This is a genomic window from Roseibium aquae (assembly GCF_008711285.1).
GTDB classification, from domain to species: Bacteria; Pseudomonadota; Alphaproteobacteria; order Rhizobiales; family Stappiaceae; genus Roseibium; species Roseibium aquae.
The window spans coordinates 46,918-69,653 of sequence record NZ_VXDC01000008.1 but is presented as its reverse complement, the minus strand read 5'-3'; the positions used below and the strand labels follow the sequence as shown (position 1 = coordinate 69,653).

The window sequence follows — 22,736 nt, the reverse complement described above, 5'->3', positions numbered from 1 at the left end:
TCTCTTGCGCGGGGCAAAACGAGGATGTTCAATGCCGGATCTACCCATCGAGGATGTTCAGTCCTATCCGCGCCCGCCCGCCCTTGAAGCCGTGCCGCAGCGCATCCAGGTTGTCTTCGAGGGCAGGTTGATCGTGGATACTCTCCGCGCATTCAGGGTAATTGAGACCCATCATCCGCCAACATATTACATTCCGCCGGCGGATGTTGATTGCACCCTTCGGCCGATGCGCCAGCGTACATGGTGCGAGTGGAAGGGGGCCGCCTCGTACTTCGACGTGGTTGTTGGCGGCAAGACCGCCCCGTCGGCGGCCTGGTGCTATGAGCAACCGGCAGGGGCCTTCCGTCCGATCACGGGCTATCTGGCGTTTTATGCTTCCAAAATGGACCGGTGCCTAGTCGGCGATGCCGAAGTGAACCCGCAGGCTGGATCGTTCTATGGCGGGTGGTTGACCCCAAACTTGCGCGGAACGGCGAAAGGCGCCCCCGGCACGGAGCATTGGTAGGCACGTGAGCGTGCCGCAGCCGGTTCATGCTGCGGCCGACATCGGACCCGGCGCGCCTTGGCGCCCGGTGTTCGTATTGGGACAGCCATATGTCCCGATGCCTGACGCCCCGTCCTGCCCCGTGTGGGCAAGTGCCAGTCTTGCCGTACATCCTTTCCGGACGATGACCCAATTGCGATTTTGTGGAGTGACGGTCCAGGCAGTGGCCGTGTGGTCCATATCCGTCTAGTGTCTGACGCGGCGCGGGACGCGGGCTTGGAGATCCGCCATGCGTCCTGGCGGTTTCCGTTGGCTGGGCTATATAAGTGCAATATGTGCGCTTTTTCAGGAGGTTGACGTCATGCAGGCGGAGGCAATTGCCGATCCCGTGATCGAACTCCCGCCCGTCCGGGATGACGACGGCTATCTGACAAAGGCTTTTATCGCGGCTGTCGAGGCGGCCATCGAGGCGGAGGACCGGTCGGCTGTCTTGTTACTCGCCAGCAACCTGCATGAAGCGGATACCGGCGATCTTCTGGAAGCACTGAACGCTGGCGAGCGGGCGGCTTTCGTGCGGCTCCTCGGTTCGGAGTTCGACTACACCGCGCTGACGGAAACGGATGAGGCGATCCGCGTCAAGTTGCTGGAGGATCTTCCGAACGAGGTGATCGCCGAAGCGCTCGGCGATCTGGATTCCGACGATGCGGTCTACATCCTTGAGGATCTCGACGCACAGGACCGGGACGAGATCCTCGGCGGGTTGTCCTATGCCGACCGTGCGCAACTGAAAAAGGCCCTCGACTATCCCGAGGAAAGCGCCGGACGGCGCATGCAGACCGAGTTCATCGCCGTCGCGCCGTTTTGGACCGTCGGCCAGACTATCGACTACATGCGCGAGGCCCGCGACCTGCCAGACAGTTTCTACGAGATCTTCGTGGTGGATCCGGCCTTCCGTCTCCTTGGGTCGGTCCATCTCGACAAAATCCTTCGCGCCAAGCGCCATGAGAAGGTCACGTCAATCATGGCGGACCGGCTGGATTCGGTGGAGGCGACCGATGACCAGGAGGAAGTGGCGCGGAAATTCGAGCGGTACAACCTGATCTCATCGGCGGTCGTTGACGAAAACGGGCGGCTGGTCGGGGTCCTGACCGTCGACGATATCGTCGATGTCATTCAGGAGGAGGCCGAGGAAGACCTGCGCGCCCTGGCCGGTGTGGGCGATGAAGAGATATCCGACAGCGTCCTCACCATCGCGCGGGGACGGCTCACCTGGCTGGTCGTCAATCTGGCCACCGCTGTTCTGGCGTCCGTGGTCATTGCCCTGTTCGAGGATACGATCGAAGCGATGGTCGCGCTGGCTGTTTTGATGCCGATCGTGGCCTCCATGGGCGGAAATGCGGGAACACAAACGATGACCGTCGCGGTGCGCGGGCTTGCCACGCAGGAACTGGGCGCACGCAACATGATGCGTGTCCTGAACCGTGAGGTGCTGGTCAGTTTCCTTAATGGCATTGCGCTGGCCATCCTGATCGGCATCACCGCCTGGCTCTGGTTCGGCAGTCCCGGTCTCGGCTATGTCATTGCCGGGGCCATCATCATCAATATGGTGTTCGCCGGTTTGTCCGGTCTTCTCATCCCGATCGCCCTCGAGAAGCTGAATATCGATCCGGCCATCGCTTCTAGCGTGTTCGTTACCACGGTTACCGATGTCGTGGGCTTCTTCGCGTTTCTCGGCATCGCGGCCTTATGGTTCGGCCTTCCGATTTGATGTTGTCCGGCGGCGCGCCGGCCACAGGAGTTTTCAACCCGGGCAAAACATGGCTTGCTGCAATCTGCCGGAGGCGCATCGTCAGGGCGGAGATGACCGGGCCTGTGCGCCTTGCCGTTTATGAAGGTCCGATGATGGCGCCATATTCCTTGAAAATTCACCGCCGTTTGCTGCCGGAGTTCGGGACAACCTATGGCCCCGCCGGTGACGGACCGCATCCTGCTGTTTTGGTGCTGCATGGCTCGGAAGGCGGACTGTCGGGTTGGAGCCACCGGAGCGCGGCCATCCTGGCGGCATCCGGCTTTCTTGCCTATCCGCACAGTTATTCGGTCGGCGGGAATGCCTGGAATGCAGGATCAATCGAGAATGTGGAGCTCGAGCGGACCGTCGAGGCCCTGTCGGCTCTGCGTTCGTTTGAGCATTGCAACGGCAAGGTTGCGATCTACGGCGTGTCCCGCGGTGCGGAGCATGCGCTGCTGGTCGCCTCGCTGATGGCGAAGGAGGAGTTGGACGGTCCGCCGGACGCGGTGGCCTGTCTGGCCGCCCCGGATGTCGTCTGCGGCGCCTTCGATGCCCGAACCTATCGGGATCCGGGCGATCCGGGCTGGCAGGCCTGGGACCCGTCCCGTCGGGCCTGGACCTGGCGGGGGCGGTCGGATGATTTGCTGCCGACAACGCCGATTGAGGTGGCGGCCTATCCGGGGCCGTTGTTCCTCGGGGTTGGAGACGGGGACCGGACCTGGTCGCCCGGCATGACCCGGCGTCTGGAGGCAAGGCGCGTGGAGAACGGGCGCCCGGTCGAGGCGCACTACTACGAAGGCGAGGGGCATGTGCCGGGCAGCGCGGGCGAGAACATGCATCATGAACTGCTGATTGATTTCCTGGGCCGCACTTTGGTGTGAGACCGGCCGCCGCTCTCTCGCGGCTGGCGACCGGGCTACGTATCCCCAGCCTTAAACCTGGCGCCTCGAAGGCAGACGGTCCCTGTCAAACGGCTGCGTCGGGGACGCCTCCGGCCGTTCAGGCGGTCTCGGATACCGGAAATCGCAGCCGGAAGGTGGTGCCGGCGCCTGGTTTGCTTTCCAAGGTCAGCCGGCCATTGTGGGTGCTTTGGACGATCCGGTAGACGATCGCCAATCCCTGGCCCGTTCCCTTGCCCGGCGGTTTGGTGGTGAAGAACGGATCGAAAACACGGCTATGGTGCTCCGGATCGATCCCGCAACCATTGTCGGAGATCGCGATTTCCACTTCGCCGCCGATCAGCCGGGTCGTGATCCCGATCACGCCGCCGCCGGCTGGGTTCCGTTCGGCGATTGCATCGGTCGCGTTAGACACGAGGTTGAGCATCATTTGGTGCAGATCGCCCGGTATTCCCGGAATGGTCGGCAAGTCCGCCGCCAGGTTTTGCTCGATCCGGGCGTGCTGTTTCCAGGCGTTGCGGGAGACCGACAAGGTCGTCTCGATGATGGAATTGAGGTCGACAGGCGCAAATTCGCTTTCACCGGGGTGTGAGAATTCCCGGATGGCCCGCACGATGGAGGCCACCTGATCCAGGCCATGCAGGGCATGATCGAAGGCAAGTGGCGCTTCTTCCAATAGGAATTCGAGATCCAGATCCTGCTTCTTGACGGCGATCTCATCGCGCAGCGCCTGCAGGCCGGCCGCGCTTTCGCTTGTGGTCAAAGCCCTGTCATAGGTGGCAAGCATCTCGCTGAGGCCGTGAAGCACGTCTTTCAAAAAGCGGGTGTTGTCGCCGATATATTGGATCGGCGTGTTGATCTCGTGGGCGACGCCGCTGGCAAGGGTTCCAAGGGCTTCGAGTTTCTGGGCTTGCGCGAGATTTTGTTCCAGCAGCTTGCGCTGGGCGTCCGATTCTATTTCCCCGCGCAGGTCCAGCAGGATCCACAGCCGCAGATCGTCGTGGCCGATGTTGGCGCAGGACAAGCGTACCGGGATCTCTTCGCCGTCAAGATGGCGGACCCGCGCCTCGATGGGTCTTTCGGCTGTTTCCTGGCCGTTGCATTCGCAATTGCAAATCTGCGTCCAGATCTCGGGCGAGGCCGCTATGATGTTCGTGAGGTAAAGCCGCGTTCCGACACGGGCATCCTGCCCGGACAGGGCGCGCGCCGTGGGGTTCATGCGAATGATCTCAAGGTTGGCCGTCGTCACGATCAGGCCCGATGGACGCGCGTCGAAGACCGCCTGAAGCATCGTGCGTTCGCGCTCGATGACCTCGGTGATCGACCGAAGCTCCTGGTTTGCCTGGTAAAGCTCTTGGCTTTTCTTTTCCAGAAGATCCTCGGCGGCTTTCCGGGCGCTCCTTTCGCGTGCCAGGCGCCGTTCCAGCGCCGCGTAGGTGAGCGGCGGGGGCGCTACCTCCTCGTCAGCGTGAAGCGGGTGCACTGGTCGCTCCCTTCATCCGGCAGGTCGGTCCGTTCGAGTTCAACGGGGTCCCCATAGTGGTCGATTGCGCCCCAAAGCAGCCCTTCGGCAAGATCCGCCATCCGCCGGCTCGATCGATAGAGGAGGGTCATCTTGTCCGTTCCGGCCGCCTCCGCTCTCAGGCTTGGAAGTTCGGCATCCGGATACAGTTTCAGGACATCAATATGAATCTGGGCCTCGATGGAGGAAACGAAGTCGAAAACGGACCGGCAGGAATGAAAATACTGTGCGTGACCCGACTTGAAACTGTCCAGCAAGTGCCGCCCGAAAGTCTGCAGCAGGTCCGGGACCGGTGTTTGGGTCCGCGCGCTCAAGGCCTTGACCAGACGCACCATTTCCGATGCGTCATAACGGCCGACAGTGGTGTAAGCTCCCGCGTGCGGAAGGTTTGCATCGGCAATGATGTCTTCGGTGGTGTTCGGCCCGAATGCCGTGTCGACGAGCTCGAAAAACTCGTTGAAAACCATGCCTTTCATGACACCCCTCAAAATCCGGCAAGCACAAGTATCAGGAGTGGCTCAGGCGCGATACTCCCATTTGGGGACATCCGGCGGGTGACGTCCTCAAAAGACGGCTTGCGGTCAAATGCTTGCCTGCATCGCACCGATTTGTCCTGGACGCTTCATAAAGACTTAGCGTCCGGCGCATTACATTTCCGCTGCGGAAATGGAGACCGGCGAGGCTGCCATGAAACAGTATCTGATGGCGACAATCGTGCTTCTGACAACAACGCTGGCGCAGGCGGCCGAGCCACTCAGAGTGTTTACCTGGGAAGGCTATGTCCAGCCGGACGAGATCAGCGCCGTCAATGCTCTGTTGAAAGAGCAGGGCTATGATTATGCGGTTGAGGTTATCGAGCCATGGGCAGCCGGTCCGGATCAGATGTTCGATGTCCTGCGGTCGCACGCGGCGGATATCGCGTTTCTGACATTGAACTACATCAACATGGAAAGTGCCCTGTCGGCGAACCTGCTGCAGCCCATAGACACCGCATCACCGCGCCTTCTCAATTATAAACATCTCAACCAGAGTTTGACCCGGATCCCGATGGGGATGCGGGGACAGGACGTCCTTTATATTCCATGGGGAGGGGGCGCCTACGGGATTTGGGCCAACATGGACAAGCTCAGCGAAACGCCCGATTCCGTAAAGGATCTTTGGGATCCGGAGTGGAGGGGCAAGCTCTCGCTCAGCAAGGGGCAGTTCGAACCCAATATCGCGCTGGCTCTGCTCGCCATGGACAAACCGCCCTTCCACGTCAACGACGTTTCCGGGAATCGTGACGTGCTGGCGGCGCTGTCGCTGGCGGACGGTGAACTCCAGGCCAAGGTTTCCGCGCTATACGACCAAGTCGGGTTTTTCTGGGAAACCGGTCCGGAATTCAAGGAGGAACTGCTTCTGGTCGCTTCCTATGGTCCAGGCGCGTCAGCGCACAACGCGGCCGGCGGGAACTGGTCTCTGGTCCAGTTTGAAGAAGGCAACACCGTTTGGCTGGATACGATCAATTTTTCGCGAAACCTCACTGGAAAGAAGCTCGAAGCGGCTGAAATTTTCGCGAATTATTTTATCGGCAAGGACGTTCAGACGCGGGTGGTGAACGGGCTCGGAATGGTGGCCGCGTCCACCTTGGTCGAAGCCAACCCCCTGATCGAAGAGAACCCGGATTTCTTCACGGAAACGATGTTCTGGCCGCCCTACACCAGGACCGCGAGCAATGTGATGGTGACAATCAACAAGCGCGCGATGGACCGATAGCAAGAGCCTCGCCATTTCAAGGTTGTGAGGCAGCCAGCCCGCTCATGGCGGTCAGTTGCTACGCCTCATCGCCCCCGCTGCGCAACGTGTCGCGCAACGCCGAAACCCGCATCTGCAGGTCCGCCGCTTCGGTTTTGCTCAATCCGGTTTCCGCCAGAACACAGCTTGCGAAATGCGCCGTCTTCGCCTTCAAGGCCCGGCCTTTTCTCGTGAGCGAAACGCGGACCTGACGTTCGTCCTTCTCGCTGCGCTTGCGCTCCACCATTCCCATTGCTTCCAGCCGTTTCAGCAGCGGTGTCAGGGTGCTGGTTTCTAGCTGAAGGCGTTCGGTCAGCGTGCCGACGGGAACCTTGTCCTTTTCCCACAATACGGTCAGCGTGAGGTATTGGGGGTAGGTCAACCCGATGTCGGCCAAAAGGGGCTTATAGATCTTTTGCATCGCATGCGTGGCCGAGTAGAGCGCAAAGCAGAGGAAGCGGTCGAGGGACAGATCCTCGAGGCTCGCTGTATCCGCCACTCGCGCCTCCGCCCTGGCGGACGAAGCTTTGTCCGCCTTGCGTCCTTTGGCTGCCGCCGATTTCCCGGTTCCGGGGCCGCCGTGATCCGCGGCCCGCGCCCGGGGCTGTGCGGACTTCTTGGTCGTGTCGCGGCCCGTCCCGGGTTTCTTCGCGGTCTCGGAGTCCTGCGGTTCCGGCACCAATCCGGAGAGCAGGAACATTTGCGTCGGATCTTTTTGCATTGGACCTCATTAAATCGCGCGCGACCGTCTGCCAAGAGCTTGACCTGCGCAATCCGCACACCTATTACATATCGTGCGATTATATCGTGAACGATATTGTTTACCAAAGGAAACACCCATGACTGTTGATGTCCTTTATTCCACAAGCGCGAAGGCGACCGGTGGCCGGGACGGCGCCGCCGAAACCCTCAGCGGTTCTTTCAAGGTTTCCCTAGCGACACCAAAGGAACTGGGCGGTGCCGGCGGAGCCGGAAACAACCCGGAGGAGCTGTTTGCCGCCGGCTATGCGGCTTGCTTCATCGGTGCGATGAAGTTCGTTGGCGGCGCGGAGAAAATATCCGTTCCGGCCGATGCGTCGGTCACGGCCACCGTCGGCATCGGTCCCCGGTCGGAGGGCGGCTTCGGTCTTGAGGTGGCGCTTGAGGTCTCGCTTCCCGGCATGGACAAGGCGGCGGCCGAAAACCTTGCCGCAAAGGCCCATGAGGTCTGCCCCTATTCAAACGCCACGCGCGGAAACATCGACGTGACGTTGACGGTCGTCTGATCGAGGCCTCCGCATCGGCATGACCCGGTCGGCCGTGCTTGGAGGCGGCTGACCGGTCTGACACTCGGCGTGTTCGGCCACCGGTTCCGCCGGCATAAGGGGGGTAGACGGAACAGCGTGAGCCGAAGACACTTGGGTCTTTCGCTCCGGTTCTTTTTTCTGGCTCTTTTTGGGGGAAAAACGATGCGCCCACCGTTGGACGGACTCCTGGAAACGGCGGTTTATGTCGACGATATGGACGCCGCCCATGCCTTCTACCAGGATATTCTGGGGCTCAAGCGCATGGTCAAGGGCACGCGCCTGTTTGCCTATGACGCGGGGCCGGCCCAGGCGTTGCTGGTGTTTCACCGGGGCCATACGGGCGAGGATGTCGAGACACCGGGCGGGACCGTTCCCGGGCACGATACCGAAGGTCACGGCCATTTCGCCTTCCGGATCGCGGCCGATCAGATCGGCGCCTGGCGGCGGTACCTTCAGGACCGGCAGGTCGAGATCATCTCCGAGGTGGCCTGGCCGGCGGGCGGAACCAGCCTATACTTCCGTGATCCGGACGGAAACGTGCTGGAACTGGCCGCGCCTCCGCTTTGGCCCAACTTCACCTAAGCGCAAGATTTTCGGGGTAACGTGGGGTTGCGGGTGATTGGCAAGGGACGAAACGCGGATGGGGCTTTTGCAGAGCCTTTTGCGGCTGGTTTTTTATTGTGCTGTCGGGTCTGTCATTGTGATTGTTGGGGCGGCCTATTTCTTCATGACTTGGGAACCGGACCGGGACGATTTTCCCACGCGCGGCATCGACATCTCCCACCATCAGGGCGAGATTGACTGGAAGGCCGTCGCGGCGGACGATGTGGGCTTCGTCTATATGAAGGCGAGCGAGGGCGGGGATTTTCAGGACCGGGCCTTCGCGGCGAATTGGCAAAATGCCGGCGCCGAGGGACTTGCCCGCGGGGCCTATCACTTCTTCAGCCTGTGCAAGCGCGGAGTGGACCAGGCGCGCAATTTCCTTGCGGTGTTGCCGCGGGAGGATGCGATGTTGCCGCCGGTGCTGGATCTGGAGTTTGAGGGCAATTGCCCCCGGCGGCCGGAAAGAGCGGAGGTGCTGGCGGAAATCTCGGCTTTTGTTGCGGCCGTGGAACAGACTACCGGACGCCAGGTGGTCCTGTATGCGCCGGACGACTTTTACCGGGCCTATCTGGCGGGACAGGGTTTGAACCGCCCGATCTGGGTTCGCTCGCTTTGGCATTCGCCCGCTTATGGTGCCGATTGGCTGTACTGGCAGTATCATGCGCGGGGCGCGGTCAAAGGGATTCGGGGCGAGGTGGATCTGAATGTGCTGCAAAAGGACAGGCGTCTTGCGGATCTGGTGAAGTAAAAACGATTTATCTTACTGATTATAAAATTTAAAATCCTTCCTATTGACTTAAACGTAAAATAAATGAAAAGCTCCAGCCGACGACGGAGACGGCATGCAGCGGCTTTACACCATCACCCAGCTCACGCAGGAGTTCGACATCACCACCCGGACGCTGCGCTTTTATGAAGCGCAGGGGCTCGTGACGCCGCAGCGGCGGGGACGCCAGCGGCTTTACAATCCGGCGGACCGCACCCGGATCAAGCTGATCCTCAGGGGAAAGCGTCTGGGGTTCTCGCTGGCCGAGATCCGGGAAATCATCGAGATGTACGGCAAGGCGCCAGGCGAGGCGGGCCAGCTCAAGTTGCTGATGGAGAAGATAACCGCCCGGCGGGCCGAGCTTCTGGAAAAACGGAACGATATCGAAGTCAGTCTTGCCGAACTCGATCAGGTGGAGGCGGGGGCCAGGGCCCGGATGGCAGAAATCGGGTATGTGCCGGATGCCGGGGGGGCTGACCAATGAGCGGCTTCACACCCAAAGATCCGGATTGGGAAAACCGGTTGCGCCGGAGTTTTGCCGCTCAAGCCTTCATGAAGCATCTTGGTGCGCATCTCACGCATATTGCGCCGGGGGCTGCCGATATCTCACTTTCCCTGGTGCCTGAGGTGACCCAGCAGCACGGGTTCTTCCATGGCGGTGTTACGGCGTCGATCGCGGATTCCGCGGCGGGGTACGCCGGACTGTCCCTGTTTGCGCCGGGCAACGGCATCTTGACCACCGAGTTCAAGCTCAACCTGCTCAATCCCGCACGTCAGGACACGCTCGTTGCCCGTGGCCGGGTCGTGAAGCCTGGCCGCACGCTGACCATCGCAAAGGCTGACGTCTTCGGGGTTGGCGGGGGAGGGGACGAGGTGCATGTCGCAACCGGCCTGTTCACGCTGATGGGCGTTGACGGGGTGACGGATTGACCCGGGAACAGGTCACGCCGAACCCACGTTCGTATGAAGCTCAAATGATTTGAAGGTTAAGTACGAGACATGCCCGATTTTATCATCCGCCGGATAGAGCCTGCTGACAGAGCCGGTTGGAACCGTCTTTGGCAGGATTATCTGGTCTTTTACAAGGCAGACCTTTCCGGGGAGACGACCGGAGACCTTTTCCGGCGCCTGGTGGGGCAGGGAGGCCATGAAGGTCTGGTCGCCGTGCGCGGCGATGAGTTGATCGGGTTTGCCCATTACGTGTTCCAGCCGGTGACCTTCGACACGGCGCTCAACTGCTACCTGGAAGACCTCTATGTCGCCCCGGATGCGCGCGGCAGCGGCGCTGCGCACCAGTTGATCGAAGCCGTCTACCGGGCGGCCGATGATGAGCCTGAAGCCAGCGGCAAGGTCTATTGGTTGACCGAGACCCACAACGCCCGGGCCCGCAAACTCTATGACCGGGTGGGCGTGCTTACAGACATGATCAGATACCAGCGGGTTTGAAGCCCGCGTTCGAGGAGGAACAAAAATGATCCGCAACGACTTTCCAAGCTTCAACTTCAACCTGGGCGAAACCGCCGACATGCTGCGCGACAGCGTGCGCGCCTATTCCCAGGACCGCATCGCGCCGCTGGCGCACAAGATCGACCGGGACGACTGGTTCCCGCGCGAGCTGTGGCCTGAAATGGGCGAACTGGGGCTCCACGGCATCACGGTGGAAGAGGAGTGGGGTGGCTCGGGTCTGGGCTATCTGGAGCATTGCATCGCCATGGAGGAGGTGAGCCGGGCGTCGGCCTCGATCGGCCTGAGCTACGGCGCGCATTCCAACCTGTGCGTCAACCAGCTCCGCCGCTGGGGCAACGAGGACCAGAAGAAGCGTTATCTGGAGAAACTGATCACCGGAGAGCATCTGGGCGCTTTGGCCATGTCGGAGCCGGGTGCGGGATCCGACGTCGTGTCGATGAAGCTCAAGGCGGAGAAAAAGGGTGACCGCTATGTGCTCAACGGCTCGAAAATGTGGATCACAAACGGGCCGTCCGCCGACACTTTGATCATCTATGCCAAGACCGATCCGGAGGCCGGAGCGAGAGGCATTACCGCGTTTCTGGTCGAAAAGGGTTTTCCCGGTTTCTCCGTCGCGCAGAAACTCGACAAGCTGGGCATGCGCGGGTCGGAAACCGGCGAGCTGGTGTTCCAGGATTGCGAGGTGCCGGAAGAAAATGTGCTGGGCGGGGTCGGCAAGGGCGTGAACGTGTTGATGTCCGGCCTCGATTATGAGCGTGCGGTTCTGGCGGCCGGTGCCGTCGGTATCATGCAGGCGGCGATGGATGTGGTGATCCCCTATGTTCACGAGCGCGAACAGTTCGGACAGCCGATCGGCACCTTCCAGCTCGTGCAGGGCAAGATCGCGGATATGTATGTCACGATGAATGCCACCAAGTCTTATGTCTATGCCGTTGCCCAGGCCTGCGACCGGGGCGAGACGACCCGCGAAGACGCCGCTGGCGCAATCCTCTACGCAGCTGAAAACGCTACCAAACTGGCGCTCGATGCGATCCAGCTGCTGGGTGGAAACGGCTATATCAACGAGTATCCGACCGGACGGCTTCTGCGCGACGCCAAGCTCTATGAAATCGGTGCCGGTACCTCGGAAATCCGCCGGATGCTGATCGGCCGGGAGCTGTTCAACAAGACGGCCTGACGGGCACGCTAAGGGCGCTGCAAGCTTTGCCCGGTGTGCAGGGCCGCACCGGGTGCTGCCCGAATAACAGCGTTGGCACCTGGTGCGGAGGCGTTCAATGCGCGGTGAAACGGATCTGGCAAAATTGGTCTCCGGCATGCGTCCGGTGCTGGACCCTAAAGACTATGTGTTCGGCACCTTTCCGGAGAACGCCCTGACCGATGTGGCGGTTCATGGTCCGCTCGGCCTGTTCCTGGAAGCGGAAGGGGTGACGGCGATCCTGCCCCTGGACGTGGCCCTGAAGCTGGCGGCCGACCGGTCCCCGGACCTTGGTCTCGATGTGTCGCGAACCTTCCGCCGGATCACCTTGACGGTTCATTCGTCGCTCGAGGCTGTGGGACTGACCGCCGCGGTGTCCCGCGCTCTTGCCGATGCCGGCATTCCGGCGAATGTCGTCGCGGCCTATTTTCATGACCATGTCTTTGTTCCGGCAGAGGATGCGGACCGGGCGATGGAGGTCCTCCTGCAGCTTTCGCTGGGTTCGGTTGATATTGCCTAAGCGGTAACACTTATCTTTCTGTGTATCTGCATGGAGACGCCCCTCGCCGGTTGCAATCGGGCCGGAAGGTCCCCATTGAATGGACAACCGGAAAGGGGGCACGGATGCAACGGGCCAAACGCCGCCTGGCGGCGGTGATGTGCGCCGACGTGGCGCACTACTCGGCGTTGATGGAGCGCGACGAGGACGGGACACTGGACCGCCTGCGGGCCTATCGGAAGGTCATGTCCGGGCTGACCGCGCGTCATTGCGGTCGCATCGTCAACACTTGGGGCGATGCGGTCATCATCGAGTTTTCCTCGGTGATCGAGGCCGTGCAATGCGCGGTCGACATCCAGACCGATCTGGCGAGCCGGAACGCCGACCTGCCGGAGGCGGAGCGGATGGAGTTCCGGATCGGGATCAATCTCGGCGATCTCATGGTGGAAGGCGACGACATCTACGGCGATGGCGTCAATGTCGCCGCGCGTTTGCAGGAACTTGCACCGGTTGGCGGGATCATGCTTTCCCAGGCTGTCTATGAGCAGGTGCGCCACCGCCTCGCGCTGGGCTTCGATCCGCTCGGCCCCAGGAAAGTCAAAAATGTCTCGGAGCCGGTGGAAACCTATGGTGTGCGGCTCGGCGGCAGGAACGCGCCCGACTATGGCCCCAGCCGATCAGCTTCGCAAAGCGATCACCCGGGCGTCAACCCGCAGGGCGGCGCCGCGTCCGATGACGCTCAGGGGCAGCGTCTCGTCAATGGCTACACCCAGATGCGGGCGTGGCTGCAGCGCCAGCCCAAGCGGGTCCGGACAAGCCTGTTCATGATCGGTTTCTTTTTCTTTTTGAACCTTGTCACCTCCGGTTTGTCCACGATCTGGTTCTTTTGGCCGTCCTTGCCGTTCATCTTGATGCTGGCCTGGCATTTCCTTGCAGGCCGGCCCCGGTCCGGCGATGCGGACCGGTCGCATGCAACGGATTGAAGAGACCGCAAACCGGCTTATGTTGGCTCCGTGGTAACCGTTTTCCGGCTACCGGAATTCAGCATTTGCGGGCAGCGCCCGCATCGCCTACACAGGGAGCACGCGTTCCCGCTCGCCGGGGCCACCGGCTATACAAACGTCAATGGAGTTCTTCCAGCGCATGACTGACTATCCGACAAAGGTGCCCGCCCGTCTCGATGACGAGGAAGATGAAAAGACCAAGACGCCGTCATCCATCCAGGTCGACAAGCATCTGTTCGAGGCCCGCACGGTTCTGATCACCGGCCCGATCAATCAGGAACTGGCCCGCGATGTCTGCGCGCGGCTGATGGCGCTGGCGCAGGTATCCAACGATCCCATCACCGTGATCGTATCTTCGCCCGGCGGCCATGTGGAATCCGGCGACATGATCCACGACACGATCAAGTTCATCGCTCCCGAAGTCCGGATTCTGGGCATGGGCTGGGTCGCCAGCGCCGGTGCGCTGATCTATGTCGCGGCCGCCAAGGAAAACCGGTACTGCACGCCGAACACGCGCTTCCTGCTGCACCAACCGTCCGGGGGCGCGGGCGGCATGGCCACGGATATCGAGATCCAGGCCCGCGAAATCATCAAGATGCGCGACCGGTTGAACAAGATTTTCGCCACCGCGACCGGCCAGCCGATCGAACGGATCGAAAAAGACACCGACCGCGACTACTGGATGAGCCCGGAAGAAGGCATCGCCTACGGCCTGGTTGGCAAGGTCGTGTCCAACGTCTCGGAAATGGGCTGACCCTCGGCAGGTCCGGCTGACGGATACCGGCGGTCAATCCGCCGGTGTCGTGTTTGCCGGCCCTTCTTCCCGTGCTTCTTTCACGCCCTGTTCCAGCTCCGGTCAGGCGAAGCTGGAGTGCGCGGCATGGACACCGATCCGGCCAACAGCCGCCATGAAGGCGAAGCCATGGGTCCGTCACCGAGGGCACACGGATGTTTTTTTGGCTTTCAAAGATCGTCTTTTTCGTCATTCAACCGTCCACCGCATTGTTCCTGCTTCTGGTGCTGGGCTACGCGTTGTTGTTTTCGCGCTTGCGGAAACTGGGCCGCGGCCTTGTGGCCGCCGCTGCGGCCGGTTTTTTCGCTTTTGGGCTCAGCCCCTTGCCGAACCTGACGATCCTTCCGCTAGAGGAACGTTTTCAAGGCGTGCCCGTGCCGGAGCAGGTTGACGGGATCATCATCCTGGGCGGGGCGGTCGATACCATCGTGACAAGCACCAGGGGACAGACCGCCTTGACAACGTCCGGTGAACGTATCGCCGTCGCCGCCCGGCTTGCCCGGCAGTATCCAGACGCCCGCATCGTGCATTCCGGCGGCGAGGGGCTTTTGCTCGCCTCCGGCACAAGCGAAGCGGAGGGGGCGCTGCCGCTGCTTGAGTCCTTCGGGATCGCAACGGACCGTCTCGTTATGGAGGACAGCTCCCGCAACACCTGGGAGAACGCGGTGCGGACGAAGGAGCTTCTGCAGCCGCGGCCGGATCAGGTCTGGCTGCTGGTGACATCGGCCTATCACATGCCGCGGGCGATGGGGGTGTTCAGGGCGGCCGGCTGGCAGGGCGTGGCGCCCTATCCGGTGGATTTCAGAACCCGGGGTCCGGAAGATGCGACCCGATGGTTTGCCGGGGTGTCGCAGGGCCTGCGGCGGTTCGATATCGCGGTCCGGGAATGGGTCGGCTTGATTGCGTACTGGGTTACGGGCCGGTCCTCGGCTCTGTTTCCCGGACCCGACACTTGAAGCGGATTTGAAGCGCGGCAGGCTTTCACGCGGGATGCCCCTTTTACACCGGGCAGTTTACCCCTATCTTGGGATCAACTCCGGAAAAGGAAGACTTCATGGCATTGGAAGCCCCTCTTGTCTCGGCGGCCATCGTCCAGTGGCTCTACGGGGATGCGCTGGCCTATGACGACAGCTTGAGCCTGATTGAGGACCTCGCGCACAGGCTGCGCGCGGGCGGCATTCCCGTGGACCGGGCCACCACGGCCATCATGTTGCTCCATCCCAATGTCCGGGCAGAGGCGGCCGTGTGGACCTCGGACGGCCTGCGCGAACTGCGCAGGTATCTGGAAAGCGAGTATGTCGACGAGAGCTACGAGAACAGCCCCTTCAAGGTCGTGCATACTGAGCGGCGTACCGTGCGCTGCCGCATCCCGCCGGTGCCTGAGGAGCCGGAGTTTGGCGTGATCGACGATCTGCGGCAACAAGGCTTCACCGATTATGCGGCGCTGCCGCTGCCTTTTTCGGACGGATCGGTCAAGGCCGTGACATTCGCCACAAAGGCGGCAGACGGCTTTTCGGCCAGTCAGATAGCGGTTTTTGAATCGATCCTCCGGCCGCTGGCCACGGTATGCGAATTGAAGACGCTGCAGCGCACGGCGCAAACCCTGCTTGATACATATGTCGGCGAGCGGGCCGGCGGCCGGGTTCTGAACGGCACCATCAAGCGCGGCGAAGGCGAGTGGATCTCCGCCGTGGTCAGCTTTGCCGATTTGCGCGGCTTCACAAAGCTCTCGAACACGCTGCCCGCGGACAAGCTGATCTTGTTCTTGAACAAGTATTTCGGCGCCATGACGGAAGCCGTCGAGGCGCATGGGGGCGAGGTGCTGAAGTTTATCGGCGACGAGGTCATGGCCATCTTCCCCTATGAAACGGAAGCGGAGGCGGCCGACGCCGCCCGCCGGGCGTTGACCGCCGCGCGCGACACCAACAATCGGATCGCCGAAATCAACGTCGCCAACACCTGCAGCTACACGCCGGACATGAGTGTCGGGATTGCGCTCCATGCCGGAAACGTCTTCTTCGGCAATGTGGGTGGAGAATCGCGCCTCGATTTCACCGTTGTAGGCCCGGTGGTCAATTTGTCGGCCCGGATCGCGGAACTGGCGAAGGATCTCAACCTCAACATCCTGGTGTCCGAGGCGGTGGCCGAAATCATGGGATGCCGGGGCGGCCTTTATGGCACCTACGAGGTGAAGGGGTTCGACGAACCGGTCTCGGTGTACGCGCCCATTTTGCCTGCCTCCGGCGGAATCCAGTTTTGCCCCGAGACGACCGCCGCGCGCGCTTTTGACAAGAACTGACGGCGCAACAACACAAGCAGGACGGCAAGGGTCGTTGCCGCGAACACTTCAGGGCCTGCGAACCACCCCAGAAATCCGACGGCAAAGAAAAAGGCCCGCTGCCCTCTGTTGAAGTGGCGGCCCGCGATGACGATGAGTTCGGCGGCCTTCAGTGCGGTCTCCCGGCTCTTGTCGGCGCCGCCGGCGCTGCGTTCGGGCACCGCGCCCATGACGATGCTGGCGTAGTTGAACAACCGGTATGCCCAGCCGAACTTAAAAAAGGCGTAGGCGAGAATCAGCATCAGTCCCAGAACCTTGATTTCCCAAATGGCCCGGCTGTGCTCAACAGGGATGTCGAGGTCGCCGGCCACGCGGAAGATCGTGTCCGTGGATTCCAAAAGGGCAAAACTGCCGCCGATGGCGATCAAGGCCGTGGAGGCGAAGAAAGCCGTGCCCTGCTGCAGACCGGAGATGATTGAGGTGTCCATGATCCGGACATCGCGCGTGGTCATCGTGATCAGCCAGTTGCGGCGGTATTGTTCCATCGCGTGGGACAGCGTGCGCCGCCGCAAGGGTGTGCCCTCGACCAGAATGTTGAAACCCAGCCAGGCCACGAGGAACCAGGCGACGGCCATATAGTCGTGAGGCGTCAGAACGGCGAGCATAGGTCACTTCAATGAAAACGGATCCCGGGACCGCCGTAGTGTTTCAGTCTTCGCGCGGTCTGTCCACCTTTCGAGAGATTCCTTTAAATATATGAAATTTCTGATAAAATGGAGGTTTGCAAAATCCGCGTGACAGACCGCGTTTTTTTGCACTTGCGAAAACTTAAAGCTTCCTTTACCCCCTCGCCGCAGTTGGGCCACAATTCGGACCCCGTCCGATTGCCCCCAAACAGACATAGGATTCGCTTTTTCATGGACGAACAGGTTCAAAAATCCTGCTGGAGCGTGACCATTTGGACCATTGTGGCCGTCGGCGCCGCTTTGGGTTTGGTCGTACTGTTCAACGACTTTGAGACCGCAAAGCAGGCGGTTGCGGTTGTGAACTGACACGATTACCGGTCACCACACAGGATAAGCGCGGTTCTGCCGCGCTTTTTTTGTTTGCCGGCTCCAGTGGCTGGCTCTGTCCGGAAGATCAAGGCGGCGCAACCGTCGAACCTGCGGGACATCTCCGGAACCCTCTGAATGGATATCTTGCGGCCGGCTGCGGGCACACGCGCGAACCTGTGTAAATCGCGTTTTGGAAAACCTTGGGCTTCCCCTGACAGCGCCACGTTGCTAGGGGAAGCACATGGCACTTCATTTGGTAAAGTTGTGTGTGGGCGCGGACAGCGTGGAAAGCCTCCAGGCTTGGCTGGATTTCCGGGCTGAACAACAGCGGCAGGCCGGGCAGCCCGCCGACATGATCCATACGACCCGGATGGTTCCCAGCCGCCGGGATGAACTGTTGGAAGGCGGATCGCTCTACTGGGTCATCAAGGGAAAAATACAGGCGCGCCAGCGTCTGGTGGATGTTCGTCCGTTCACGGATCAGGCCGGAGTGAAACGCTGCGATCTGGTTTTGGAGCCCAGACTTCACTTGACCCAGCATCGTCCCAAGCGGCCGTTTCAAGGCTGGCGCTACCTCAAGCACGAGGATGCACCCCAGGATGTCAAGAGCGGGCCGGATGCGGTGGACATGCCGGACGGCATGCGGCGCGAGTTGGCCGAGCTCTGCCTGATCTGATCGTGCGCGGCGTGTGGCCACGGAACCTTGCCAAGTGCGCGGCTTTGGCCCACATCTGAATAGGCAGTGACATTCCTATCGGAGACAGGACCTGGGCAATGGCCAACAAGCCTCCCGCAGACCGGACGCGCTCAACGCCGACGGTTCAGATGGATACCTCGAGTGACACTGAGATTTCCGAGTTTCTGTCAAAGGTTGCAGCCATGCCCTCGTCGGCTGAGCCGGGTACACGCGGGCGCCTGATCTTCGCTCTGGACGCGACCATGAGTCGTCAGCCCACCTGGGATCGGGCCTGTCATCTGCAGTCGGAAATGTTCGAGGAGGCCGGACGTGTCGGCGGGCTCGACATCAAGCTCGTCTATTTCCGGGGTTTTGGAGAATGCCGTTCATCGAAGTGGTTTTCCAGCACGGGTGATCTGGCCAGGGTGATGGCCACGATCGACTGCCGCGGCGGACGGACGCAGATCGGCAAGGTCCTGACTTGCGGGATCAATGAGGCCGGAAAGGGCAAGGTCCATGCGCTGGTCTATGTCGGGGATTGCATGGAAGAGCATATCGACGATCTGTGTCACAGGGCAGGAGAACTCGGTCTGCTCGGTGTTCCGGTTTTCGCCTTTCAGGAGGGCCGGGATCCGGATGCCGAACGGGCGTTCCGGGAAATCGCCCGTCTCACCAACGGGGCCTTCTGCCGGTTCGATTCCGGGTCGGCGCGCGAGTTGGGCGATCTGCTCAAGGCGGTTGCGGCCTTTGCGAGCGGCGGCAAAAAGGCGCTGACAGCGCTGGAAAAATCTGGCGGCAAGGGCGCTCGCCTGCTTCTTGAACAACTAAAGTGACAGGGACAGCATGGCCTTTTTTGTCGTCGGGCTCTTGATCCTGATCCTTCTCGTGTTTGCGGGCAATGCCTTCGTTCAGGCAAATCCGGCCGAACTTGCGCGCCGAATCAAACTTGTTGCCGGGAGCCTGCTTGTGGCGGCTGCGGTGTTTTTCGCCTTGACCGGCCGCTTCATGTTCGCCGTGCCTGTGGGCGTTTTCGGCTTGTCGTTGCTCGGGCTGGGCGGTTTGGGACGCCGTGGTCTGTTTTCCGGCGGATCGTCCCAACCCAGCGGGGGTCAGCGGTCGCGCGTCCGCTCTGCCATGCTGGAAATGGAACTCGATCATGACACCGGCGACATGACCGGGCATATTTTGGCGGGCCAGTTTCAGGGCCGCGATCTCGGACAGCTCACGGAAACCGAGATGCGCCTGTTCTGGCGTGAAACCGCCGCGGATGCCCAGAGCCGCGCCCTAGTCGAAGCTTACCTCGACCGCCGGTTTTCCGGCTGGCGTGAAGACTTCGAGGCGGATGGAACACAAGGGGAGGGAAGCGCGCCGAGCGCGGGCCCCATGACAGATGAGGAGGCCTACCAGATCCTGGGGCTTTCTCCCGGCGCCGGGGACCCGGAAATCCGAGCGGCGCACCGGCGGTTGATGAAGCGTCTTCACCCCGACCATGGCGGCACCACGTTCCTGGCGGCGAAACTCAACGAGGCTAAAGACAGGCTTCTCAGACGACATTGACAACATCCATTACGCATTACTGATAGACGGCGAAGCAGGCGAAATTCTTCCGTTTGAGAGTTCTGCAGGCATCCCAGGCCGCGGTTTTGGTCTCGAAGCCAACAAATCGGGCGCGGTAGAGCGTCTGACCATCGGTGTCGACGGGTTCGGTATAGGGAACGCGGCGGCGCAGCTTGGACCCGGTCGCCTCGGCGGCGCGCTTGAGCATCGAAATGGCCCCGCTTTCGGTTTCCGTGGCCGCGATCTGGATCTGCCAGGTCGGCTCGTGTTCCCGGGTGTCGCTGGTGGCCACGGTCACGACATTGTCCGCATCCCGGTCGTCGACCGTCACGGCCGAACCGACCGGTTGCGGCCTGTCGGGCGCCCGGTGCGGGCTGATTTGCGGCGCGGGCAGGGTGCTGACTGCGGCAAACGCCATCTCCATGCGGGAGCCCATATTCTTTGGTGGGACGGGGATCGAGCCCGTGGAAGCGATCTCGCTTTCCGCAGGGGGCACCGGGGGAATGGCTGCGGCGGCCAGCGCGATCGGCGCTTCTCCGGCAGGTTTGACTACCGGTTTGGGAACAGCGGCGAGTTGTGCCGCATCGAACCGCTTGGGCGTGCTGGCGGAAGCGATCAGAGGTGCCGTGCGCGGACCCTTGCTGGCCTTGTGGAAATAGCGGCCGATCAGGTCGGTCATGTGCGCATTGCGCGAAGCTCCGGTCCGCCCCCCCATCACAACCGCGACGACACTGCGTCCGCCGTGATTGACTGACGTCAGAAGATTGAAGCCGGACGCCCGGATGAAACCTGTCTTGATGCCGTCGACCCCCCGCACACGCCCGAGCAACTTGTTGTGGTTGCCGTAGCGCCGGCCCTTGTAGCTGAAGGAACGGGTGTTGAAGTAATCGAAGTAGGTCGGGAACCGTTCCTGAATGGCCCGGCCCAGGTGGCTCATGTCGCGCGCGGTCGTCCGCTGGCGGGAGTTCGGCAGACCGTGTGCATTCTGGAACGTGGTCTTGTTCATTCCCAGCTGGCGCGCCGTTTGGGTCATCCGGCGGGCGAAAGCCGCTTCGCTGCCTTCGATGTTCTCGGCGACGGCCGTCGCCACGTCGTTGGCCGATTTGGTGACAAGCGCAAGGATGGCATCCTTGACCTTGATGGTCTGTCCAGGGCGCAGTCCGATCTTGGACGGCGGTTCGGCAGCTGCCTTCTTGGAGACTGTGAACTTTGAATCCAATGTGATCCGGCCAGCTTCCAGTTCCTCGAAGACGATGTAAAGCGTCATCACTTTCGTGAGCGATGCGGGAAACCGGTAGGTGTCGGCATTGTCCGCATAAAGGGTCTTGCCTGTTTTCGCATCCACCACGATCCCGGCATATTTCGGATTCGCAGCGGCGGGGGAGGCTTGGAAGACGATGGCGCCTGCAACCACAGCCAACGCGCTGGCTCTTGCAAGAGTACGAATTACGCGACCGAAACGCTTAGCAAACACGATGAGCCATCCCAGATTGGGGTACGCGGAACCAGAAAGCGGGAGGTCGACCAGAACCGGGGCCAAAAAACCACAGCCGTCCCGCAATGTTGTTACGCGCCCAATTTGATGGAATTGGGGTTACAAATGTGTAAATGCCGCTTCCGAATTTCGAAAAAAACCTTAGTGGTTTATTAGTGTTAACAAGTGGGGAAAACAGTTTTTCCGCCTCCGTGGCCGAAGCTGCCGAACCGGGGCTTTCAACTTGTTTGTTCCTCCTGTTCTTCCGGCGCCGGCAGGGCATGCGCGAGTTTCTATTCAGATTTGCTTTGTCAGGCGGAGTTGTGTTGAGGCGGGTATTTTTCGCCAAAGCTCGCACAGATTGTTTTGCAGTGCAAAAAAGCGATTGACAAAATTTGTGCAGTGCACGATATTGCTGGGGAAGGGCTGCGCTGGGGAAGACCCGCACAGACTGTGTACACGCAGTTGACCAACAAGGGCACGGACATGCTGAACAACATCGAGGACATGCAAAAATTGGGCAAGGACAACATGGATATGGCCATGGAATCCTTTGGATCGGTCACTAAGGGCATGCAGGCTATTGCTGCAGAAGTTGCCGATTACCAGAAGAAGTCTTTCGAGGACGGCTCCGCCGCTGTTGAAAAGCTGGTCGCGTCGAAGACGCTGGACAAAGCCTTCGAAGCCCAGGCTGATTACATGAAGACCTCCTATGAGGGGTTTGTCAGCCAGATGACCAAGATCGGCGAAATGGTGACGGATCTGTCCAAGGACGTCTACAAGCCCTACGAAGGCTTGATGGGCAAGATGAGCAAGTAAGCCGCCATCCCGGCAACGGGAAAATGCATCAGTTTCAGAAATGCCCGGCTGTCACGGCCGGGCATTTTTCATTTGGGGTTCCGATTTCCGGCTTGTGCGATAGAGACAGGGAAAGGCGACAGGGAAAGGGATTTGCACAGAATTGATCCGCCGACTGCCAAACCGTCCCCATCGCGATTGCGGCATATGGTCTGCGGACACTCCTGATCTTTTAAACGAATTCAGGCGACCTACATGGGATGGGAGAGAACTGCAGGGAGAAGTGGAACACATCTCCCGCCTTTTGACATTTCACGTATTGCGTGGACAGGGTCATCACGGCACAGTTCTAGACGGATCAACGGATGGCACAGTCGAAAATGCGTGTTACCGTTTCGAAAAGGTCAGCCAAACTGCGGTGCGTGGAGCCGGCTGGCCGGACTGGTGAAAGGTCAAACTTGTCGAGGAAAGGCAATAGCACGGACATGGCAGGCGGGGCTGATTTCGGCGATGGCGGTCCTGACGGAGGAACGGCTGTCGTCACCCGGACCAAGACGATCACCAAGCGCCCGAATTTGTACAGGGTGCTGCTGTTGAATGACGATTATACGCCGATGGAATTCGTAATCCATGTAGTGGAAAGTTTCTTCCAGAAGAACCGGGAGGAAGCGACCCGCATCATGTTGCACGTTCACCATCACGGGGTCGGCGAATGTGGGATCTATTCCTACGAAGTCGCGGAAACGAAGGTGACACAGGTCATGGATTTTGCGCGCAAGCATCAACATCCATTGCAGTGTGTCATGGAGAAAAAGTGA

General features: G+C 60.8%; 27 protein-coding genes. 22 read left to right on the top strand and 5 right to left on the bottom strand.

The genetic code is table 11. The features are described from left to right. The first annotated feature begins 31 nt into the window (after positions 1-31). The 3 genes from F0184_RS13900 (at position 32) to F0184_RS13890 (ending at position 3,154) form a co-directional block, all read left to right on the top strand. A complete protein-coding gene (locus F0184_RS13900; protein ID WP_150496807.1) occupies positions 32-505 on the top strand; it encodes a DUF427 domain-containing protein in 474 nt (157 codons plus the stop codon). 340 nt (positions 506-845) lie between these two features. Beyond that, positions 846-2,252 carry a magnesium transporter gene (gene mgtE, locus F0184_RS13895; RefSeq protein ID WP_150496806.1) on the top strand — a complete coding sequence of 469 codons (1,407 nt, stop codon included), beginning with the start codon at positions 846-848 and terminating at the stop codon, positions 2,250-2,252. A gap of 131 nt (positions 2,253-2,383) precedes the next feature. Then, entirely contained in the window at positions 2,384-3,154 is a 771-nt protein-coding gene (locus F0184_RS13890; RefSeq protein ID WP_206668351.1) for an alpha/beta hydrolase family protein, read from the top strand. Positions 3,155-3,272: 118 nt separating this feature from the next. Here F0184_RS13890 and F0184_RS13885 read toward each other — a convergent pair whose 3' ends face one another. Then, a complete protein-coding gene (locus F0184_RS13885; protein ID WP_150496805.1) occupies positions 3,273-4,655 on the bottom strand; it encodes a two-component system sensor histidine kinase NtrB in 1,383 nt (460 codons plus the stop codon). Next, the gene (locus F0184_RS13880; RefSeq protein ID WP_150496804.1) at positions 4,625-5,170 is read right to left on the bottom strand and encodes a heme NO-binding domain-containing protein; all 546 of its coding nucleotides are present in this window, start codon (positions 5,168-5,170) and stop codon (positions 4,625-4,627) included. The genes F0184_RS13885 and F0184_RS13880 overlap by 31 nt, the downstream gene beginning before the upstream one ends. A 211-nt stretch (positions 5,171-5,381) precedes the next feature. Between F0184_RS13880 and F0184_RS13875 the strand changes: the two genes are divergently transcribed. Beyond that, entirely contained in the window at positions 5,382-6,449 is a 1,068-nt protein-coding gene (locus F0184_RS13875) for an ABC transporter substrate-binding protein (RefSeq protein WP_150496803.1), read from the top strand. A 58-nt stretch (positions 6,450-6,507) separates the two neighbouring features. Here F0184_RS13875 and F0184_RS20905 read toward each other — a convergent pair whose 3' ends face one another. Next, the gene (locus tag F0184_RS20905) at positions 6,508-7,188 is read right to left on the bottom strand and encodes a MarR family winged helix-turn-helix transcriptional regulator (protein WP_206668350.1); all 681 of its coding nucleotides are present in this window, start codon (positions 7,186-7,188) and stop codon (positions 6,508-6,510) included. A gap of 118 nt (positions 7,189-7,306) precedes the next feature. Between F0184_RS20905 and F0184_RS13865 the strand changes: the two genes are divergently transcribed. From F0184_RS13865 to F0184_RS13810, 12 genes are all read left to right on the top strand, one after another. Further along, the gene (locus F0184_RS13865) at positions 7,307-7,732 is read left to right on the top strand and encodes an organic hydroperoxide resistance protein (protein WP_150496802.1); all 426 of its coding nucleotides are present in this window, start codon (positions 7,307-7,309) and stop codon (positions 7,730-7,732) included. 183 nt (positions 7,733-7,915) lie between these two features. Beyond that, on the top strand, positions 7,916-8,335 hold the full coding sequence (locus F0184_RS13860; RefSeq protein ID WP_150496801.1) for a VOC family protein: 420 nt from the start codon (positions 7,916-7,918) through the stop codon (positions 8,333-8,335). A 58-nt stretch (positions 8,336-8,393) separates the two neighbouring features. Beyond that, positions 8,394-9,104, top strand: a complete 711-nt coding sequence (locus F0184_RS13855; RefSeq protein WP_150496800.1) for a glycoside hydrolase family 25 protein — start codon at positions 8,394-8,396, stop codon at positions 9,102-9,104. Between the two features lie 94 nt (positions 9,105-9,198). Then, positions 9,199-9,606 carry a MerR family transcriptional regulator gene (locus F0184_RS13850; RefSeq protein ID WP_150496799.1) on the top strand — a complete coding sequence of 136 codons (408 nt, stop codon included), beginning with the start codon at positions 9,199-9,201 and terminating at the stop codon, positions 9,604-9,606. After that, complete coding sequence (locus tag F0184_RS13845) at positions 9,603-10,052, top strand: PaaI family thioesterase (RefSeq protein ID WP_150496798.1); 450 nt, start codon at positions 9,603-9,605, stop codon at positions 10,050-10,052. The genes F0184_RS13850 and F0184_RS13845 overlap by 4 nt, the downstream gene beginning before the upstream one ends. A gap of 69 nt (positions 10,053-10,121) precedes the next feature. After that, complete coding sequence (locus tag F0184_RS13840; RefSeq protein ID WP_150496797.1) at positions 10,122-10,568, top strand: GNAT family N-acetyltransferase; 447 nt, start codon at positions 10,122-10,124, stop codon at positions 10,566-10,568. A 25-nt stretch (positions 10,569-10,593) separates the two neighbouring features. After that, a complete protein-coding gene (locus tag F0184_RS13835; RefSeq protein WP_150496796.1) occupies positions 10,594-11,766 on the top strand; it encodes an isovaleryl-CoA dehydrogenase in 1,173 nt (390 codons plus the stop codon). A gap of 97 nt (positions 11,767-11,863) precedes the next feature. Beyond that, on the top strand, positions 11,864-12,304 hold the full coding sequence (locus tag F0184_RS13830; protein ID WP_150496795.1) for an ACT domain-containing protein: 441 nt from the start codon (positions 11,864-11,866) through the stop codon (positions 12,302-12,304). Between the two features lie 104 nt (positions 12,305-12,408). Further along, positions 12,409-13,266: an adenylate/guanylate cyclase domain-containing protein gene (locus F0184_RS13825; protein WP_150496794.1), complete on the top strand. Its 858-nt coding sequence runs from the start codon at positions 12,409-12,411 to the stop codon at positions 13,264-13,266. Positions 13,267-13,426: 160 nt separating this feature from the next. Further along, positions 13,427-14,041, top strand: a complete 615-nt coding sequence (locus F0184_RS13820) for an ATP-dependent Clp protease proteolytic subunit (protein WP_150496793.1) — start codon at positions 13,427-13,429, stop codon at positions 14,039-14,041. A 194-nt stretch (positions 14,042-14,235) separates the two neighbouring features. Then, positions 14,236-15,036, top strand: a complete 801-nt coding sequence (locus F0184_RS13815) for a YdcF family protein (RefSeq protein ID WP_150496792.1) — start codon at positions 14,236-14,238, stop codon at positions 15,034-15,036. 98 nt (positions 15,037-15,134) lie between these two features. Then, positions 15,135-16,379, top strand: coding sequence for an adenylate/guanylate cyclase domain-containing protein (locus F0184_RS13810; RefSeq protein ID WP_150496791.1), 1,245 nt, complete (start codon positions 15,135-15,137; stop codon positions 16,377-16,379). Here the strand turns inward: F0184_RS13810 and F0184_RS13805 are convergent. Next, the gene (locus F0184_RS13805) at positions 16,262-17,023 is read right to left on the bottom strand and encodes a DUF599 domain-containing protein (protein ID WP_150496790.1); all 762 of its coding nucleotides are present in this window, start codon (positions 17,021-17,023) and stop codon (positions 16,262-16,264) included. The two genes, F0184_RS13810 and F0184_RS13805, sit on opposite strands and share 118 nt — an antisense overlap. A gap of 252 nt (positions 17,024-17,275) precedes the next feature. Here F0184_RS13805 and F0184_RS21045 point away from each other — a divergent pair, with 252 nt between their 5' ends. From F0184_RS21045 to F0184_RS13790, 4 genes are all read left to right on the top strand, one after another. Beyond that, positions 17,276-17,410, top strand: a complete 135-nt coding sequence (locus tag F0184_RS21045; protein WP_280176951.1) for a hypothetical protein — start codon at positions 17,276-17,278, stop codon at positions 17,408-17,410. Between the two features lie 244 nt (positions 17,411-17,654). Further along, entirely contained in the window at positions 17,655-18,089 is a 435-nt protein-coding gene (locus tag F0184_RS13800) for a DUF1489 family protein (protein ID WP_150496789.1), read from the top strand. 98 nt (positions 18,090-18,187) lie between these two features. Beyond that, a complete protein-coding gene (locus F0184_RS13795) occupies positions 18,188-18,922 on the top strand; it encodes a vWA domain-containing protein (protein ID WP_150496788.1) in 735 nt (244 codons plus the stop codon). A 10-nt stretch (positions 18,923-18,932) separates the two neighbouring features. Further along, positions 18,933-19,646, top strand: a complete 714-nt coding sequence (locus F0184_RS13790) for a DnaJ domain-containing protein (protein WP_150496787.1) — start codon at positions 18,933-18,935, stop codon at positions 19,644-19,646. Positions 19,647-19,662: 16 nt separating this feature from the next. Here the strand turns inward: F0184_RS13790 and F0184_RS13785 are convergent, their stop codons facing one another. Continuing rightward, a complete protein-coding gene (locus tag F0184_RS13785) occupies positions 19,663-21,060 on the bottom strand; it encodes a D-alanyl-D-alanine carboxypeptidase (RefSeq protein WP_244299207.1) in 1,398 nt (465 codons plus the stop codon). A 546-nt stretch (positions 21,061-21,606) separates the two neighbouring features. Here F0184_RS13785 and F0184_RS13780 point away from each other — a divergent pair. Together F0184_RS13780 and clpS are read left to right on the top strand one after the other, a co-directional pair. Continuing rightward, positions 21,607-21,939 carry a phasin family protein gene (locus tag F0184_RS13780; protein ID WP_150496958.1) on the top strand — a complete coding sequence of 111 codons (333 nt, stop codon included), beginning with the start codon at positions 21,607-21,609 and terminating at the stop codon, positions 21,937-21,939. A 464-nt stretch (positions 21,940-22,403) separates the two neighbouring features. Then, entirely contained in the window at positions 22,404-22,736 is a 333-nt protein-coding gene (gene clpS, locus F0184_RS13775) for an ATP-dependent Clp protease adapter ClpS (RefSeq protein WP_150496786.1), read from the top strand.